Here is a 16,242-nt window from a genome sequence, read left to right as displayed (position 1 = left end):
AATATCTCAATCTGTAACAACTGCAGGGCTCAACGGACTCCAGCTGTTACAGATTGAGACAAAACGACCGGGCAAGTCCCAAACCACCACAAAGGTGCCTGCCCCATCGTGGTGGTTTGGGCGGCCGGCATAAAAAAGTCCCCGCCGGGCGTGTGCTCGACGGGGACCTTGCCGTTTGGTGGCTAGCGCTGTAGGTGATTACTCGCCCAGCAGGCTCTTGGTGATGGAAGCGGCGGCCTTCTTGCCGGCGCCCATCGCCAGAATGACCGTAGCGGCACCGGTGACGATGTCGCCGCCGGCCCAGATGCGGGGATCGGTGGTCTGGCCGGTCTCCTCGTCAGCGACGATGTAGCCCCACTTGTTGAGCTCCATCTTGCCGCCGATCTTGGCAGCGAAGGGGTTGGCGTTGGTGCCGATAGCCGAGATCGCGACGTCGCAGGGGATCTCCTCGATGGCGCCCTCGATGGGCACCGGGCGACGACGGCCGGACTCGTCAGGCTCGCCGAGCTCCATCTTCTGGACCTTGACGGCGCACACGGAGCCGTCCTCGCCAGCGACAAACTCGAGCGGGGAGACGAGCGGCAGAACCTCGACGCCCTCGGCCTTAGCATGGTGCAGCTCGGCGCGACGGCAGGGCATCTCGTCCTCGGTACGACGGTAGGCGATGATGGCGTGCTCGGCGCCCAGGCGCTTGGCGGTACGGACGGCGTCCATGGCCACGTTGCCGCCGCCAAAGACAACGACGTTCTTGCCGTGCTTGGTGGGGGTGTCGTACTCGGGGAACTTGTTGGCCTTCATCAGGTTCACGCGGGTGAGGTACTCGTTCGCGAAGAAGACGTTGGGCAGGTTCTCGCCGGGGACGTTGAGGAACTTGGGCAGGCCAGCGCCGGTCGCCACGTAGATGGCGTCGAAGCCCTGCTCGAACAGCTCCTCGGCCGTGGCCATGTTGCCCACGACGGAGTTGTACTCAAACTTGACGCCCATGTCCTCCAGGCCGTCAATCTCGCGTTTGACGACCGCCTTGGGCAGACGGAACTCGGGGATGCCGTAGACCAGCACGCCGCCGCCGGTGAAGAAAGCCTCGAAGACGGTAACGTCAAAGCCGTTACGGGCGAGCTCGCCGGCGCAGGTGATGCCGGACGGGCCGGAGCCGACGACAGCGACCTTCTTGCCGTTCTTGGGGGCCATCTTGGGCGTGGAGGCGAGCTCGGGGCGGTCACCCAGGAAGCGCTCGAGCTGGCCGATGGCCACGGGCTCGGACTTCTTGCCACGGATGCACTTGCCCTCGCACTGGTTCTCCTGCGGGCAGACGCGGCCGCAGATGGCGGGAAGCATGGAGTCCTCGCGAATGGTATCGAGAGCGCCGCCGAAGTCCTTCGCGCGGATCTGCTCGATAAAGCGGGGAATGTTGATGTTGACGGGGCAGCCCTCAACACAGAACGGCTTCTTGCAGTTGAGGCAGCGCTCGGCCTCGGCCAGCGCCATCTCTTCGGTGAAGCCCTTGTCGACGGGGCGGAAGTCGCAGGCGCGCTCGGCAGCCGGCTCCTCGTTATCGGGGGTGCGGGGCGACTTCATATCGGCAACGAAACGACCGTTAACTAGTGGCATGCGCAGCTCTTTTCCTCATAGGCCTTGAGGGACTCGCCCTCTTCGGAACGGTAAGCGGCCTGGCGGGCACGAAGGTCATCCCAGTCGACCAGGGTGGCATCGAAGTCGGGGCCGTCGACGCAAGCGAACTTGGTCACGCCGCCCACCTCGACGCGGCAGCAGCCGCACATGCCGGTGCCGTCAACCATGATGGGGTTGAGGGACGCGGTGATGGGGGTGTCGTACTTCTGGGCGGTGAGGGTCGAGAACTTCATCATCGGAACGGGGCCGACGCAGAAGACCTGGCTCACGGCTTTGTCCTGCAGCAGACGCTCCAGCGGAGCGGTGACAACGCCCTGCTCGCCGTAGGAACCGTCGTCGGTGGTGATGTGGATGTGGTCCTCGTCGAGGAGCTCGCGGAACTGGTCCTCCATGAGCAGGAGGTCCTTGGTGCGGGCGCCCATGATGGCGTGCACCTCGTGACCGGTCTCGACCAGGTGCTTGGCGACCGGGAAGGCAATTGCCAGGCCGACGCCGCCGCCAATGACGGCGCAGGGGCCCTCGGCCATCTCGGTGGGAACGCCCAGCGGGCCCACGACGTCGCGCAGCGACTCGCCGGCCTCGTAGGTGGAAAGCATCTCGGTGGTCTTGCCGATCACCATGAAGATGAACTCGACCCAGCCCTCGTCACCGTTCCAGCCGGCCAGGGTAAACGGGACGCGCTCGCCCGTCTCGCTGGCGCGAACCATGAGGAACTGTCCAGCGTGCGCATGCTTGGCGATTGCAGGCGCCTCAATGCGGAACTTGAACACCTTCTCCGAGAACTGCGTCTTCTCCAGGATCTTATACATAGAACCCCTCTCTTGTTAGGGCTGCCGAACCGTGCCTCCACGGAAATGGACGGTAGCCCGAATAAAACCGTACGCGCACAGGCGTTGTGCAGACATACGGTGCAAATTATACCCTCATGGACATGCTGTTTACGTGTGTCTTCGGCGGTTGGGAAAAGGGTTTATCCACTTCGACCTACCAAATAGGGATAGGTTTATTTTGGTCGGTTTTATCAGGCAAAACGGCAAAGGGGGCCGGCCTCGGGTTGTGATGAGGCCGGCCCCCTTTGGGGTGTTATGCGTGTATGGCGGCGCGGGGTTTATTGCGATGCGGCCACCGGGGCGTTTCTGTAGATAGAACCTGCCAAAATAAACATCCCTAAACGGTAGGTTTTAGTGCTTGCCGTTGGCGGAGGCGGCGCCGTTGACGTGGTCGCGGGCATAGATCACGCCGTGCACGATTGCCAGGCCGGCGGCGTCGGCGGCGCGGGCGCAGGTGTCCTGGAAGTCCTCGGCCTCGCGGGCGCGCAGCTGCTTGAGCACATAGTCTGCCACGGCCATCTTGCCGGGAGGGTTGCCGATGCCGGTGCGGATACGGCTAAAGTCGCGGCTGCCCATCTTGTCGATGATGGAGCGCAGGCCGTTGTGGCCGGCGTGGCCGCCGCCCACCTTGACACGTACGTCGCCGGCGGGAATGTCGAGCTCGTCGTGGATTACAAGCAGCTCCTCGGCCTTGATTTTGTACTCGCGGCAAAGCTTGGAGATGGGTCCGCCCGAGGTGTTCATGTACGACTGCGGCTTGACCAGTACAATCTGGCGCTTGCCACCCTCTTCCTCGGGATCGTTGATGTTGATGAGTGCGACCTCGGCGCCGGCCTGGTTTTTCCAGTACGTGACGCCGGCCTGACGGGCCAGCTCGTCAATCGCCTTAAAGCCGGCGTTGTGGCGGGTCTCGGCATATTCCTCGCCCGGGTTGCCAAGCCCGGCAACCATGCGAATCTTAAGCGGCTGTGCAGCTGCCATATTTGTCCTTCCGTTACACATAAAAGTTTAATCAACGACAAAGGCTACCACGCCCGCCGAAGGCGAGACTTCGTTTCAGCGAAATCCCACCAGACAAAAGAGCGGCCGCGGCAGAGCGAGCCGTCGGAACAGAAGAAACCCCCGCGCGACCTTTGCGAAGCAAGGGGGAGCGCGGGGGTTTCTTCTGTTCCGACGGCGATGCGCCGGGTTGCAAGGACGATGCGATTACAGCGCGAAGTCGCCGCCGACGAGCGTGGAGACGGGCTCCTCGTGGTAAACGGCGGAGATGGCCTGAGCGAACTCCTCGGCGACTGAGATAGTCTTGATCTTGCCGCCGACCTCGACGGGAATGGCATCGGTGACGACGCACTCGACGATGGGGGCGTCGTTCAGGCGTTCGATGGCCGGACCGGAGAAGATGCCGTGGGTGGCGCAGACGTAGATGTCGCCGGCGCCCATAGCCTTGAGCTCCTTGACGTTGGCGCACAGGGTGCCAGCGGTGTCGATCATGTCGTCGTTGATGATGCAGGTCTTGCCCTTGATGTCACCGATGATGCCCATGACCTCGGCGGCGTTGTGACGCGGACGGCCCTTGTGGGCGATGGCTAGGTCGCAGCCGAGCATGTCGGACAGCTTCTTGGCGGCCTTGGCGCGGCCCACGTCGGGGGAGACGACAACCAGGTTGTCGGTGTCGAAGTGCATGTCGTTGTAGTACTGGCCAAACAGCGGCAGTGCGGACAGGTGGTTAACCGGGATATCGAAGAAGCCCTGGATCTGGCCCTGGTGCAGGTCGAGGGTGATGATGCGGTTGACACCGGCGCGCTCGAGCAGGTTGGCGACGAGGCGGGCGGTGATGGGCTCGCGCGGGCCGGCCTTGCGGTCCTGGCGGGCATAGCCGTAGTGAGTGATAACGGCGGTGATGGAGCGGGCGGATGCGCGCTTGGCAGCGTCGGTGGCGATGAGCAGCTCCATGAGCATATCGTTGACGTTGCCGCCGGCCACGGACTGAATCAGGAAGACGTCGGCGCCGCGGACGGTCTCGTCGTAGCGGGCGTAAATCTCACCGTTGGCGAACTGCTTTAGCGTAAGGCCCGAAAGCTCGACCCCAAGGTACTCAGCGATCTTCTGAGCGAGGGGACGGTTGGAGGAACCGGAATACACGCGGATGGACTTGCGCATATTCTCCGACTTCTCGGGATCATTAATCGGCATTACCCTTCTCCTTTATACATCGAATGCCATATAGATGCCTTGTTGCATTGTAACCGTGCGGCGGGGTTGATCGGGTCTTGATAACGTCTTTACCGTCAACGGACACGAACCGACCACTCATCCGGTCGCGCAGGTCACGATAGAAAAAGGAGCCGTCCCCATGGAACAGCTCCTTTTGTGCTTGGTAAAACGTTATACCTCGTCGTCCTCGTGCAGGCGGCGGCGATAATCGGCAGCCCAGCCCTCAATATTTACCTGACGGGCGCGGCCCAGACCGAGCGCGTCTGCCGGGACCGGCTCGGTGATGACGGAGCCGGCGGCCACGAGTGCACCGTCGCCGATCTGAGCGGGCGCGACCATCATGGTGTCGGAGCCGATGAAGGCATCCTTGCCGATGACGGTCTTGTGCTTGTGCACGCCATCGTAGTTGCAGGTGATGGAGCCCGCGCCCACGTTGACGCCGGAGCCCATGGTGGTGTCGCCGATGTAGGACAGGTGTGGCACCTTGGAGCCCTCGCCGATCGTGGACTTCTTGATCTCCACGTGCGTACCGGCCTTGGAGCCATCGAGCATGTGGGTGCCCGGGCGCAGGTAGGCGCGCGGGCCGCAGTCGACGCCGTTCTCGATGACGGCCTCGATGGCGATGGTCTCATCGATGGTGCAGCCGCTGCCGACGGTGGTGTCGGTGAGGCGGCTGTTGGGACCGAGCTGGCACTCCTCGCCCACGGTGACGTGGCCGATCAGGTGCGTCTGCGGCCACACGATGGTGTCGCGGCCGATGGTGGCATCGGGGCCGATCCAGGCCTGCGTGGGGTCGATGAAGGTAACGCCCTCGGCCATCCAGTGCTCGTTGATGCGGTCGCGCGCGATGGCGGTAAGCTGCGCGAGCTGGATGCGGCTGTTGACGCCCAGGCCGTCGCGGTAGTCGTCGCAGTGGAAGATGGAGACTGCCTGGCCGTGACCCTTGAGGATTTCGAGCATGTCGGGCAGGTAGTACTCGGACTGCGCGTTGTCGTTGCCGATCTCGTTAATGTGGGCGGCGAGCTGCGCGCCGTCGAAGGCGTAGCAGCCGGCGTTGCACTCGAGTAGCTCGGCGGCCTGCTCGGGCGTGCAGTCCTTCTGCTCGATGATGCGTTCGATCTGACCATCGGCGCCCAGCTTGATGCGGCCGTAGCCGAAGGGGTCGGGCGGGGTCATGGTCATGACGGTGCAGGCGAGCTCGCCGGTGGCGACGGTCTGCGCGAACTTGGCGACGGTGTCGGCGGTGATGAGCGGCAGGTCGCCGTTGAGCACAACGACGGGGCCTTGCGTGATGCCGCAGGCTTCGAGCGCGACCTTGACGGCGTGGCCGGTGCCCAGGCGCTCGGTCTGCTCGACGCACTCGACCTTGGTGGCGCTGTTGGCGTAGGCGCCATCGATGAGGGCGCGCATCTCGTCGGCGTGGCTGCCGATGACGACCACGACGCGGCTGCAGCCGGCCTTGATGGTGGCGTCGACGATCCACTGGACCATGGGCTTACCCAGGATCTTGTGCGAAACCTTGCAGTGGTTCGACTTCATGCGGGTGCCCTCGCCGGCAGCGAGGATAATTGCGGTTGCGTCCATGTGATCTCCTGTTACGTTATAGAGACGTGTGTTTGGAAACGATACACGGCGCAATATGATACCGCAGGCATATGACGAGCGCGTAACGATTGACGCATTGCCGCCGATGTCGGTGCCGTTGACGCGGTGTTTGCGCTGGTTGTGTATGGTGGCGGCGCTGCGGCGTTGACGTTTGAGCGAGGGGATGGGGTGCCCGTGGATATCATGCGAGAGGAATCGGGCAACGAGCCCGTCGCGGCATTCTCGATGTCGCATCCGGCTGTGCCGGCACTCTATATAGTGCTGACGCTGGGGCCCACTATGTTCTCGATGCAGCCGGTGCTGATTGCGCTGTCACTTGCGGGCGGGCTGGCGTATGGATTTGCGATGCGTGGGGCTGCCCGCACGCTGGGCGCACTCCGCTGGCAGCTGCCGGTGATTTTGATTATCGCGCTGCTCAATCCGCTGTTTAGCGCCTCGGGTTCGACGGAGCTGTTCCGTATTGGCATGCGCGCGGTGTATCTGGAGAGCATGGTATACGGCCTGTGCATGGGCGGGCTGTTTGTGGCGAGCGTGTTGTGGTTTGAGGCGGCGGCATCGATGCTCGAATACGACAAGGTACTCGCGCTGCTGGGCAATGCCGCGCCGGTGATTGCGCTCATGATCTCGATGTGCATGAGGCTTATCCCGCAGTTTTTGCGCCGCGGTCGTACGGTGCTGGCGGTGCAGGATGCGATTGATGTGCCGGGCCGCGCGCCGGCCGACCCCGTGCGTTCGCGTTTGCGGGCATCGAGTGTGTTGATGGGCTGGGGCATGGAAGATTCGCTGGAGCGCGCGGACGCGATGCGCTCGCGCGGGTGGGGTGCCGCGACGCGTCGTACGACGTATGCGCGGTATCGACTGGGGCGCAGCGACGTTGCCGCGCTGGCTGGGCTTGCGGTGTTTGGTGCCGCCGCGGTGGCGGTGGCATGGACCGCGACAACGCAGTATTCGTTTTATCCGCAGCTCTCGGTGCCGGCGCCGTGGCTGGGCTATGTCGTGTACGCTGCCTGGATGATGCTGCCTTGCGCGTCGCACGCGATTGATGAGAAGAGGTTTGGCTGATGGCTCGGTTGGATAGGGGCCCGGTGTCGGGCGCGGCGTGCGGCCCGGATATTCCGGCGATTGAGGTGCAGGGCCTTAGTTTTGCCTATCCCGGGGCCGAGGCACCGGTGCTCGAGGGGCTTGATTGGCGTGTTCCCCAAGGTGCATTTGCGCTGCTTGTTGGCGGTACCGGTTCGGGCAAGTCGACGCTGCTGTCGCTGCTCAAGCCCGAGATCGCGCCGGCGGGCGAGCGCACTGGTGATGCGCGCGTGCTGGGCGAGAACGTTGCCGACATGGACGTGCGGGCATCGGCGGAGCGCGTGGGCTATGTGTTCCAGGATCCCGAGAACCAGATCGTGTGCGAAACCGTGTGGCACGAGATGGCGTTTGGCCTGGAAAACTTGGGGCTAGCACGTGATGAGATGCGCCGTCGCGTAGCTGAGACCAGCTATTTCTTTGGTCTGGAGGACTGGCTTCATCGCGATACCGATACGCTTTCGGGCGGCCGCAAGCAGCTGCTGTCGCTTGCCGCCGTCCTGGCGCTGCGTCCGCGTGTGCTGCTACTCGACGAGCCCACGTCTCAGCTCGATCCCGTTGCCGAGAAGAATTTTCTGCACGCGCTGTTTCGCGTGAACCGTGAGTTGGGCTGCACGGTTGTTGTGGCTACGCATCAACCGCGTCCAATGCTCGAGTATGCGACGTGTGCGTACCGGATTGAGGACGGTCGCGTGCGCGAGGTGGCGGATATGGCTTCTTTGGGACGCCGAGAATCGTTGTTTTCCGACGACATGTTGGGGTGGGGTGCCGTCCGATGTGCAAAAAACGGAGTATTCAGCAGGCGTGAGGACAATTTGGGCTCTCTGGAGCCGCCCGGGGACGTATCGAGCGCGAAAAAAAGTTCGAAATTGGACAAATCGTCCGAATTTGTGGCGCAAACGTCGCTCGAGAACGGCTCGGAAGCCTTCCCGCGCACGGATGGGAGCAGAATACTCCAAAAAATGCACGGCGGGTCGGCTACCACCCTGGCAGGGAGCTGGTTTCGCTACGATCGCGCGGGCGGTTGGGTGCTGCGCGGGCTCGACGTGGCGTTTTCGGCCGGTGCGGTGCATGCAGTCGTGGGCGGAAACGGCTGCGGCAAGTCGACGATGCTCTCGGTGCTGGCCAAGACGGCTAAGCTGCAGCGTGGCCGCATGGTGCGCGGGGCGGCCTCGGCTGCGCTGCTGCCACAGAATCCCAAGGCATTGCTGGTCGCCGAAACGGTGCGCGACGAGCTGATGGAATGGGCTTCGGCCTGCGGATACAACGAGGCCGCAGCACGGGAGCAGACAGCGCGCCTGGGCCTGGCGGGCTTGGAGGCGCGTCACCCGTACGATCTTTCGGGCGGTCAGCGCCAGCTGCTTGCGTTGGCAAAGCTGCTGTTGATTGGTCCGGAGCTGCTACTGCTTGATGAGCCCACCAAGGGTTTGGACTTGGCCAGCCGCCGCATCATCGCTCGCGCCCTGCGTGACCATGCAAATGCCGGCGGTACCGTCATCATGGCCACGCACGACTTAGACTTTGCCGAGCAGGTGTCCGACGACGTCGCCATGATGTTCGACGGCGAGATCGCCTGCATGGAGCCGCCGACCGACTTCTTTGCCGACAACGTGTTTTATAGGGCGTGATGGGATGGCGGATTATCGCATCGTGCGCCTACTCGCAAAACTGGAGATACCGCTGCTGCTGGCGGTGCCAGCCGTGATGGCTGCGGCGTTGCTGGCGGGCGTTGAGCAGGCGGCGCTCGCCATGCTTGTCGTGGTGGCGCTGGTGCTTGCGCTGTTCTTTGCAGGCTACGAGGCGTCGCGACCGGGTCTGCGCCAGATTATGCCAACGCTGGTTCTGGCGGCGTTGGCCGCGGCGGGGCGCATCTTGTTTGGCCCCATTCCCGACTTTAAACCCGTGAGTGCCATCGCCATTATCGCGGGGGCGACGCTTGGCCGCCGCAATGGTTTTATGGTTGGCGCGCTGGCGGCGCTGACCAGCAATTTCTTTTTTGGACAGGGCATGTGGACGCCGTGGCAGATGTATGCTTGGGGGCTCGTGGGATACGTTGGCGGTGCGCTGGCGCATGCCGGCGCTTTTGATCGCGCCGATGGCACCGTGCGTATGCCGGCGCTGCTGACCTACGGCTTTGCTTCGGGTTTGCTGTACGGCGTTGTGATCAACGCCTACGACATTATCGGTTTTGTTCAACCGCTCACGTGGGCGGGTGCCATGGCGCGTCTTGCCACCGCCGTACCGTTCGATATCATGCACGGCCTTGCGACCTGCGTGTTTTTGGTCGCCCTGTACAAGCCTTGGTGCCGGCGCATTAACCGTGTCGTCGTGAAATACGGGCTGTAGGGCTGGTTGCGCCGGGGCGGGAATCAATACTGCCGAAGTGCCATTTTAAAACTATGCCGGTTTACGGGGCCAGATTGGCACAAGCAGACCATGCCGGCTATTTTTGAAATAGAGCAAGCCGTTTACCTGCGGTTTTATTATTTCGGAATTGCGTATGGTTGGGGGTTCGCGATTCAGCCCCGTAAACCGGCATAGTTTTGGAATGGCCGGCTGATATGACGGGCATCGTGGTCCTCAGAGAGCCAAATTGATCCATTTTCTTCCGTCCCCAGATGTCCCCAGGGAATCAGTTGACGGCGCTTGCCATGAAACTGGCCCATCTACTACGTTTAAGCTGCTACCCCCAACCATAACCACGTTTTATGAAAAATCGCAGGCTTTCTACCTGCGGTTTTCTTTTTGCGTTGTTCGCTGTGGTTGAGGGTAGTGGCTTAAACGTAGTAGATGGGCGTGTTTCGTGGCGGATGGGTCACGCGGATGCCCTCACGAGGCCCAAAATGATCCGTTTTCCTCCGTCCCCAGGGGATCAGTTGGGGCTAGAGCTCTAGCGTGAGGGTGACGGGGCAGTGGTCGCTGCCAAAGATGTCGCCACGGATACCGGTGTCGCGAACGTTGGTGGCGATTGAATCACTTACCAGGAAGTAATCGATGCGCCAACCGGCGTTGTTCTTGCGGGCATTAAAGCGGTAGCTCCACCAGCTGTAGACGCCCTCGACATCGGGGTTTGCCGTGCGCCAGGTATCGGTAAAGCCGGCGTCGAGTAGCTCGGTAAACTTGCCGCGCTCCTCGTCCGAAAAGCCGGCGTTGCCGCGGTTGGATTTGGGGTTCTTAAGGTCGATCTCCTCGTGCGCCACGTTAAAGTCGCCGCAAGTTACGACGGGCTTGCCGGTCTCGCGTTCAAGCGCGCTCAAAAAGCCGCGATAGGCATCGTCCCAAGCCATACGCACGTCGATGCGGGCGAGTTCGTTTTGCGCGTTAGGAGTGTAGACATCCACAAACCAGAACTTGTCGAACTCCAGCGCGCAGACGCGGCCCTCGGTTGCGGCTTGGGCGACGAGTACGGCCGCCTCGCCCTCGCCGGCGTGGGGTAACAGCGCGTCGGCATGCAGCACGCACAGCGGTTTCTGGCGGCTAAAGACCGCAGTGCCCGAATAGCCTTTACGCTCGGCGTAGCTCCAGGTTTGGTGATAGCCGGGCAGGTCAATATCGACCTGGCCCTCTTGCAGCTTGGTCTCTTGCAGCGCCAGGATGTCGGCATCGAGCTCCTGCGCGATCTGGATAAAGCTCGGGTCCTTTTTGAGCACGGCGCGCAGGCCGTTGACGTTCCACGAGGCAAAAGTGTAAGTCTGAGGCATGGTGTCCTTTCGACGGGGTTGGCAGGCTTAAGATTAGCGCAACAGGGGCGCCGGCGGGCTCCGCGTGTGCCGACTCAAAGGCTGCGTGCATGACATCGCCCGACGCGGCCCGACCAACACGGACGGAGGACTCATATGACGCAGGCAATATCGGACCCCAAGCAGGCCTCCGCGGCGCTGGCGGAGCTGTTCGACGCCCACGAGCGCGTGGTGTTCTTTGGCGGCGCTGGTGTTTCCACGGCAAGCGGCATTCCCGATTTTCGCAGCGTGGACGGCCTGTATCACCAGCAGTTTGCCTATCCGCCCGAGACCATGCTGTCGCACAGCTTTTACGAGACGCATCCGGCGGAGTTCTTCGACTTCTACCGCACCAAGATGATCGCGCTTAACGCTAAGCCCAACCGCTGCCACACCAAGCTGGCCGAGCTGGAGCGCGTCGGCAAGCTTGATGCCGTGGTGACGCAAAATATCGACGGCTTGCATCAGATGGCGGGCTCGCAGCGCGTGTTTGAGTTGCACGGATCGGTCCATCGCAACATTTGCCAGACGTGCGGCGCGCTCTATAGTGCCGAATGGATTTGCTCGCGCGAGCACGAGGACGCCGCGGGCGTGCCCGTGTGCCCCGCGTGCGGTGGTCGCATCAAGCCCGATGTGGTGCTCTACGAAGAGCCGCTCGACGAGCATGTGTTGACCGGCGCCGTCGCCGCCATTGCCGTGGCCGATGCCCTCATCGTGGGCGGAACATCGCTCGTGGTGTACCCGGCGGCGGGTCTCACACACTACTTTACCGGCGATACGCTGGCCATATGCAACCTTGCTCCCACCGATCAGGATGCAAATGCCGACCTGCTGATTTCTTGCGACATCGCGGCCGCGTTTGCGTTCTAGCCCGCGCGCGCGGATACAATAGAAAGACTGAGTGCAAAGCGACCCCGCCGCCAGCTCCCCAAGCTCGGCGGCGTGGGCATTTTAGGAGGATGTTCATGGCGAACGACAGCAAGACATGGCGGTGCGGAAAGTACGAGCTCAGCTTTGACCGTCCGCGCATCATGGGCGTCCTCAACGTGACGCCCGATTCGTTTAGCGACGGCGGGGAGCACTTCGACCCGGATGCCGCCATCGAGTACGGCCTGGCGATGCTTGACGCCGGCGCCGACATCATCGACGTGGGCGGTGAGTCCACGCGCCCCGGCTTTACCCCGGTTAATCCCGACGAGGAGGCTCGCCGCGTGCTGCCCGTGGTGCGCGCGCTGGCCAAAGAGGGCGCCATCGTCTCGATCGACACGCGCCACGTGGCGGTTGCCAAGGCGGCCGTGCGCTGCGGCGCCTCGATCGTCAACGACGTGACGGGCTTCACCGACCCCAAGATGGTCGAGTTTGTTAAGACGAGCACCTGCGGCGTCATCGTGATGCATGCCGGCGAGGTCGCCGCGCCTACACGCACGCACGCAACGGTGCAGCTCGATACCTCGGCTGCGGCGTTTGTTGCCGAGAAGGCGCGCGAGGCGGCTGCCGAGGCCGCGCGTGAGGCTGAGAAGCCGGCTCGCCGCCGTCGCGGCAAGTTGCTGGGCGAGCCTAAGCCGGAGGCCAAGCTTCCGGGCGGCGTGGTGCAGCCCTCGTTGCCGTTTGGCGATCCGGAGCCCGCGACCGAGCCTGCAAGCGAGCGGGAGACGCCGGCCGCCGAGCAGGCTGCTGCCGCCGAGACCGTCGCGCCCGCGCCCGAGGCCACCGAGGCCGCATCGGAGCCCAATGACCGCCTGGCCGCCATGATGCGCCGCAGCGCCCGCCGCGAGGAAGCCTACGTGCCCACCTCGCAGCTCCGCCGCTTCACCCTGCCCGATTCGGCGCCCATCATGCGCCGCGTCATGGGCTTTCTGTCCGACCAGGCCCGCGCGCTCATCCACGCCGGCGTGTCGCGCGACCGCATCTGCATTGATCCCGGTCCGGGCTTTGGCAAGACGGCCAACGAGGACATCGTCATCCAGCGCGAGACTGCCAAGATGGCGTCACTGGGTTATCCGCTCATGTGCGCCGTATCGCGCAAGCGCTTTGTGGGCGCCGTCTCGGGCGTGACCGAGGCCGCCGAGCGCGATGCCGCTACGTTTGGCGTGTGCCTGGGCGCCATCCAGGCCGGTGCCAACATTGTGCGCGTGCACGACGCCGCGGGCTTTGCGCAGTTCCTGAACGGCTACTGGGCGGTTGCCAAGCCGCAGCCGCGCCGCGCGTTTGTGGCCGTGGGCTCCAACCTGGGGCATCGCTGTGACAACATCCGCGCCGCACGCGACATGATCGCCGAGATTCCACTCACCTGCGTGTCCAACTCCTCCAAGATCTACGAGAGCGAGCCGGCCTACGAGACGCGCCAGGACGCGTTTGCCAACGCCGTCATCGAGATTAAGACCGAGCTGGCTCCGCTGGTGCTGCTTGACGAGCTCATGAAGATCGAGGCCGAGCTGGGCCGCGACCGTTCCAAGAAGGCCAAGGCCAACGGCCCGCGCACCATCGACTTGGACCTGCTGTGGATGGACGGCGAGACCCACGGCGGCAAGAAGCTGCGCCTGCCGCATCCGCTGATCGGCGAGCGTGACTTTGTGCTGGTGCCGCTCGAGGACCTGATGCACGACCCGGCTCGGTTCTTCCGCTACAACGGCGTCGAGGTCAAGGAGCCCGAGGATCGCGTGGGCCATATCGTGGGCGAATTGGGGCGTATGTAGATGATTGAGATGAATGCTGTGGCCGTTGGCACCGAGCTTGACGCCGCGCGCGACGCGGGTCGCGAGGGTGCGTCCGCGGGCTGGTGCGCGTGGAGCGCGGGCGAGGCGTCGCTGACGTTTTCGCTGGTCGTGCGCCCCGATGTGAATATGCACGCCTTCCACGGCCTGCCGTTTGTGGCCGCGATGGGCATGATGGACGCGCTCGTGGGCACGGCTTCGACGCCGGGGTTGGGCCTTGCCGGTAAAGTGGGTATCCAGTGGCCGAGCGATATCGTGTGCGGTGCGCCTGCGTTTGAGACGTCGCTCGCGCGTGTTGCCGTGAACGGCGGTGCCGGTGCCGCGGGCATGTTCGGTGCCGTGACGGTGGATATTGAGCGCTCGGCGCTGAGCGAGCTCGGTGTGGATGTGGCCGACGAAGCGCTGGTCGAGGCGCTGTCCGCCGCCGTGCTGACCCGCGTGGACGCCTGGGCGGTTGTTGCCAACACGCCGCAGGGCGCTGCCGGTCCGCTGGCTCCCGTGCTGGGCGAGTATTTCGATATGGTGCCGCTGCTGGGCCGCCAAGTTGCGGCGGTGTCGCCCAACGGCCTGCCGCTCGCGGTCGGTGTGTTCGCGGGTCTGGACATCTGGGGCCGCGCGACCATCAAGACCGATGCCGGCGAGCAGGAGTTTCCGCCCGAGGCCGTACGGATTCGCGGGCTGTAACGCGAGGCGCCCGCGCCCAAAGATAACGATGACAACGAAGCTCTCCTCGGCTGTGCCGGGGAGGGCCTCGCTTGTTTGGGGAATGGGTTACCAGCGTCCTATTCCCCAAAACTGAAAAATTTTCGATTTTGAGGAATAGGGCCGATGTGTTGCCTAGTTCGCCGCTCGCGCTCGCGCTCGACTTAAGCCCCTGTCTTACCCCAGCTCCTGCATGCGGTGGTAGATTTCGCAGATACCCTTGATGGTGAGTTGTCCGTCGACCACGTCGAAGGCATCGGTCGAATCGGCGACGATGCCGGCGAGACCGCCCGTGGCGATAACGGTGGCGTCTTCGCGTCCCAGCTCGCGCTTCATGCGTGTGACCAGGCCCTCGGCCATGGCGGCGGCGCCCATCACGGCGCCGACCTTGATGCATTCCTCGGTGTCGCGACCGATGGCGTGCTCGGGTGCCTCGAGCGGCACGCTGGCGAGCTTGGCGGCACGGGTGGCAAGCGCGTCCATGGAGATGCGGATACCCGGCGCGATCGCTCCGCCAATGTAATAACCGTCCTCATCGATGACGTCGATATTGGTCGCGGTGCCAAAGTCCACCACGATCGCCGGCGCGCCGTAGAAAGTTTCGGCCGCAACGGCGTTGGCGACACGGTCGGCGCCTACGGCCTGGGGACGCGCCGCACGCAGCTTGGTCACCGCGGCCGTCTGCGGTCCGATGACGATGGCGTCCACGGCAATGCGGTCGGCTACGGCGTGCCATTCGCGCGAGAGCTGCGGCACTACGCCGGCAAAAGCGATCGCGTCGACCGCATCGAGCGAAAGGCCGTACATCTTAAAGAAACCCATCAGGCGCACGTGGATCTCGTCGGCGGTATAGGAGCGGTCGGTGGGCATGCGCCACGACTGCACCAGCTCGTCTCCGTCAAACAGGCCCATGGCCGTCTGCGTGTTTCCCATATCGATAGCGAGCAGCATGTCTACTCCCGGTGTTGGCATAAAGGGACGCGCACCATTGTATACGTGCCGTCGACGGCGCTCGGCTGCGATTCGTTTACGGTGATATGGTCTGAGGGGCTTAAATATGAAGGAATTATGCTCTACGAGATTTTCCTTGCCGTTTACCGAACTCCCGCGTAATATTCTTTCTTGCGCACATGAGGCGCCCAGACATTGCGGGGTGGAGCAGTCTGGTAGCTCGCCGGGCTCATAACCCGGAGGTCGTAGGTTCAAATCCTGCCCCCGCGACCAAGAACTTGCAGCTCGTCGGCCTAGCCGGCGAGCTTTTTTGTTATTCCGGGACTGTTCTCTCAGCCCAATTCCCAACATCTCAAACAAAATCTCGATCTGTAACATCTAGACCCGATTTGGGCGGCCAGGTGTTACAGATTGAGATTTTCTGCCGGGACGGTTTTGGTTTGTCTCGATCTGCTCCAATGTGCCCTGCGTCTTTATGGGTCTTGCCACGTCGTTCTTCACGTTTATGCTGCAGCAGCCGATCAACTTTGGCCACCTCTTCGCATTCTGGGCCTTTGGAATCGCGCTCGCGGTTTGCCTGGTTATGTCGGGAACGCTCGTGTGCTCGGCAATCTTTGGAAAAGAGCGCGCTATTCAGGCGCTTACGCCGCTCGATGTGCTCGAGGCACAGCGGAACCATAAATAAGAAAACTCGATTATCAGGGGCGGACGCCGTGAAGCACACTGCCCATTACAGTCTGAAGTGGGCCACCGATAAATTTCGATGGCGAGCATTCGGCGCATTGCCTACGATACGGGCAA

14 protein-coding genes and 1 tRNA gene are annotated in these 16,242 nt (G+C 63.1%); 8 read left to right on the top strand and 7 right to left on the bottom strand.

Features of this window, described 5'->3' with window-relative positions:
* Nucleotides 1-198: 198 nt before the first annotated feature.
* The 5 genes from gltA to glmU form a co-directional block, all read right to left on the bottom strand.
* Nucleotides 199-1,608, bottom strand: a complete 1,410-nt coding sequence (gltA, locus tag ACESSC_RS07165) for an NADPH-dependent glutamate synthase (protein ID WP_089572633.1) — start codon at nt 1,606-1,608, stop codon at nt 199-201.
* Complete coding sequence (locus ACESSC_RS07160; protein ID WP_373162173.1) at nt 1,599-2,438, bottom strand: sulfide/dihydroorotate dehydrogenase-like FAD/NAD-binding protein; 840 nt, start codon at nt 2,436-2,438, stop codon at nt 1,599-1,601. The genes gltA and ACESSC_RS07160 overlap by 10 nt, the downstream gene beginning before the upstream one ends.
* A 372-nt stretch (nt 2,439-2,810) precedes the next feature.
* Nucleotides 2,811-3,440, bottom strand: a complete 630-nt coding sequence (pth, locus tag ACESSC_RS07155) for an aminoacyl-tRNA hydrolase (protein ID WP_195246394.1) — start codon at nt 3,438-3,440, stop codon at nt 2,811-2,813.
* 225 nt (nt 3,441-3,665) lie between these two features.
* Nucleotides 3,666-4,652: a ribose-phosphate diphosphokinase gene (locus tag ACESSC_RS07150; protein ID WP_089573682.1), complete on the bottom strand. Its 987-nt coding sequence runs from the start codon at nt 4,650-4,652 to the stop codon at nt 3,666-3,668.
* A gap of 192 nt (nt 4,653-4,844) precedes the next feature.
* Nucleotides 4,845-6,257: a bifunctional UDP-N-acetylglucosamine diphosphorylase/glucosamine-1-phosphate N-acetyltransferase GlmU gene (gene glmU, locus ACESSC_RS07145; protein WP_373162171.1), complete on the bottom strand. Its 1,413-nt coding sequence runs from the start codon at nt 6,255-6,257 to the stop codon at nt 4,845-4,847.
* A gap of 204 nt (nt 6,258-6,461) precedes the next feature.
* On the opposite strand from glmU, the gene ACESSC_RS07140 reads away from it, so the two are divergent.
* The 3 genes from ACESSC_RS07140 to ACESSC_RS07130 are packed head-to-tail and all read left to right on the top strand — an operon-like array spanning nt 6,462 to nt 9,701.
* Nucleotides 6,462-7,340, top strand: a complete 879-nt coding sequence (locus ACESSC_RS07140) for an energy-coupling factor transporter transmembrane component T (protein WP_373162271.1) — start codon at nt 6,462-6,464, stop codon at nt 7,338-7,340.
* Nucleotides 7,340-8,983, top strand: coding sequence for an ABC transporter ATP-binding protein (locus ACESSC_RS07135; protein WP_373162170.1), 1,644 nt, complete (start codon nt 7,340-7,342; stop codon nt 8,981-8,983). The genes ACESSC_RS07140 and ACESSC_RS07135 overlap by 1 nt, the downstream gene beginning before the upstream one ends.
* A gap of 4 nt (nt 8,984-8,987) precedes the next feature.
* Nucleotides 8,988-9,701 carry a DUF6580 family putative transport protein gene (locus ACESSC_RS07130; protein WP_373162168.1) on the top strand — a complete coding sequence of 238 codons (714 nt, stop codon included), beginning with the start codon at nt 8,988-8,990 and terminating at the stop codon, nt 9,699-9,701.
* Between the two features lie 536 nt (nt 9,702-10,237).
* Here ACESSC_RS07130 and ACESSC_RS07125 read toward each other — a convergent pair.
* Nucleotides 10,238-11,056, bottom strand: a complete 819-nt coding sequence (locus ACESSC_RS07125) for an exodeoxyribonuclease III (protein WP_373162166.1) — start codon at nt 11,054-11,056, stop codon at nt 10,238-10,240.
* A gap of 135 nt (nt 11,057-11,191) precedes the next feature.
* On the opposite strand from ACESSC_RS07125, the gene ACESSC_RS07120 reads away from it, so the two are divergent.
* From ACESSC_RS07120 to ACESSC_RS07110, 3 genes are all read left to right on the top strand, one after another.
* Nucleotides 11,192-11,944 (top strand): NAD-dependent protein deacylase, encoded by a 753-nt coding sequence (locus ACESSC_RS07120; protein ID WP_373162164.1) that lies wholly within the window; start codon nt 11,192-11,194, stop codon nt 11,942-11,944.
* Nucleotides 11,945-12,039: 95 nt separating this feature from the next.
* Nucleotides 12,040-13,770: a dihydropteroate synthase gene (gene folP, locus ACESSC_RS07115; RefSeq protein ID WP_373162162.1), complete on the top strand. Its 1,731-nt coding sequence runs from the start codon at nt 12,040-12,042 to the stop codon at nt 13,768-13,770.
* Complete coding sequence (locus ACESSC_RS07110; protein WP_373162159.1) at nt 13,771-14,472, top strand: hypothetical protein; 702 nt, start codon at nt 13,771-13,773, stop codon at nt 14,470-14,472.
* Nucleotides 14,473-14,667: 195 nt separating this feature from the next.
* On the opposite strand, the gene ACESSC_RS07105 is transcribed toward ACESSC_RS07110, so the two are convergent.
* On the bottom strand, nt 14,668-15,441 hold the full coding sequence (locus ACESSC_RS07105) for a type III pantothenate kinase (RefSeq protein WP_373162157.1): 774 nt from the start codon (nt 15,439-15,441) through the stop codon (nt 14,668-14,670).
* Nucleotides 15,442-15,637: 196 nt separating this feature from the next.
* Between ACESSC_RS07105 and ACESSC_RS07100 the strand changes: the two genes are divergently transcribed.
* Both ACESSC_RS07100 and ACESSC_RS07095 read left to right on the top strand, forming a co-directional pair.
* Nucleotides 15,638-15,714: transfer RNA gene (locus ACESSC_RS07100), tRNA-Met, on the top strand.
* A 187-nt stretch (nt 15,715-15,901) separates the two neighbouring features.
* A complete protein-coding gene (locus ACESSC_RS07095; protein WP_373162155.1) occupies nt 15,902-16,126 on the top strand; it encodes a hypothetical protein in 225 nt (74 codons plus the stop codon).
* Nucleotides 16,127-16,242 lie beyond the last annotated feature (116 nt).

Source organism: Collinsella aerofaciens (genome assembly GCF_964243765.1).
Lineage (GTDB): Bacteria > Actinomycetota > Coriobacteriia > Coriobacteriales > Coriobacteriaceae > Collinsella > Collinsella aerofaciens_BU.
The sequence above is the reverse complement of the archived record's forward strand: the minus strand, read 5'-3'. Positions and strand labels throughout refer to the sequence as shown.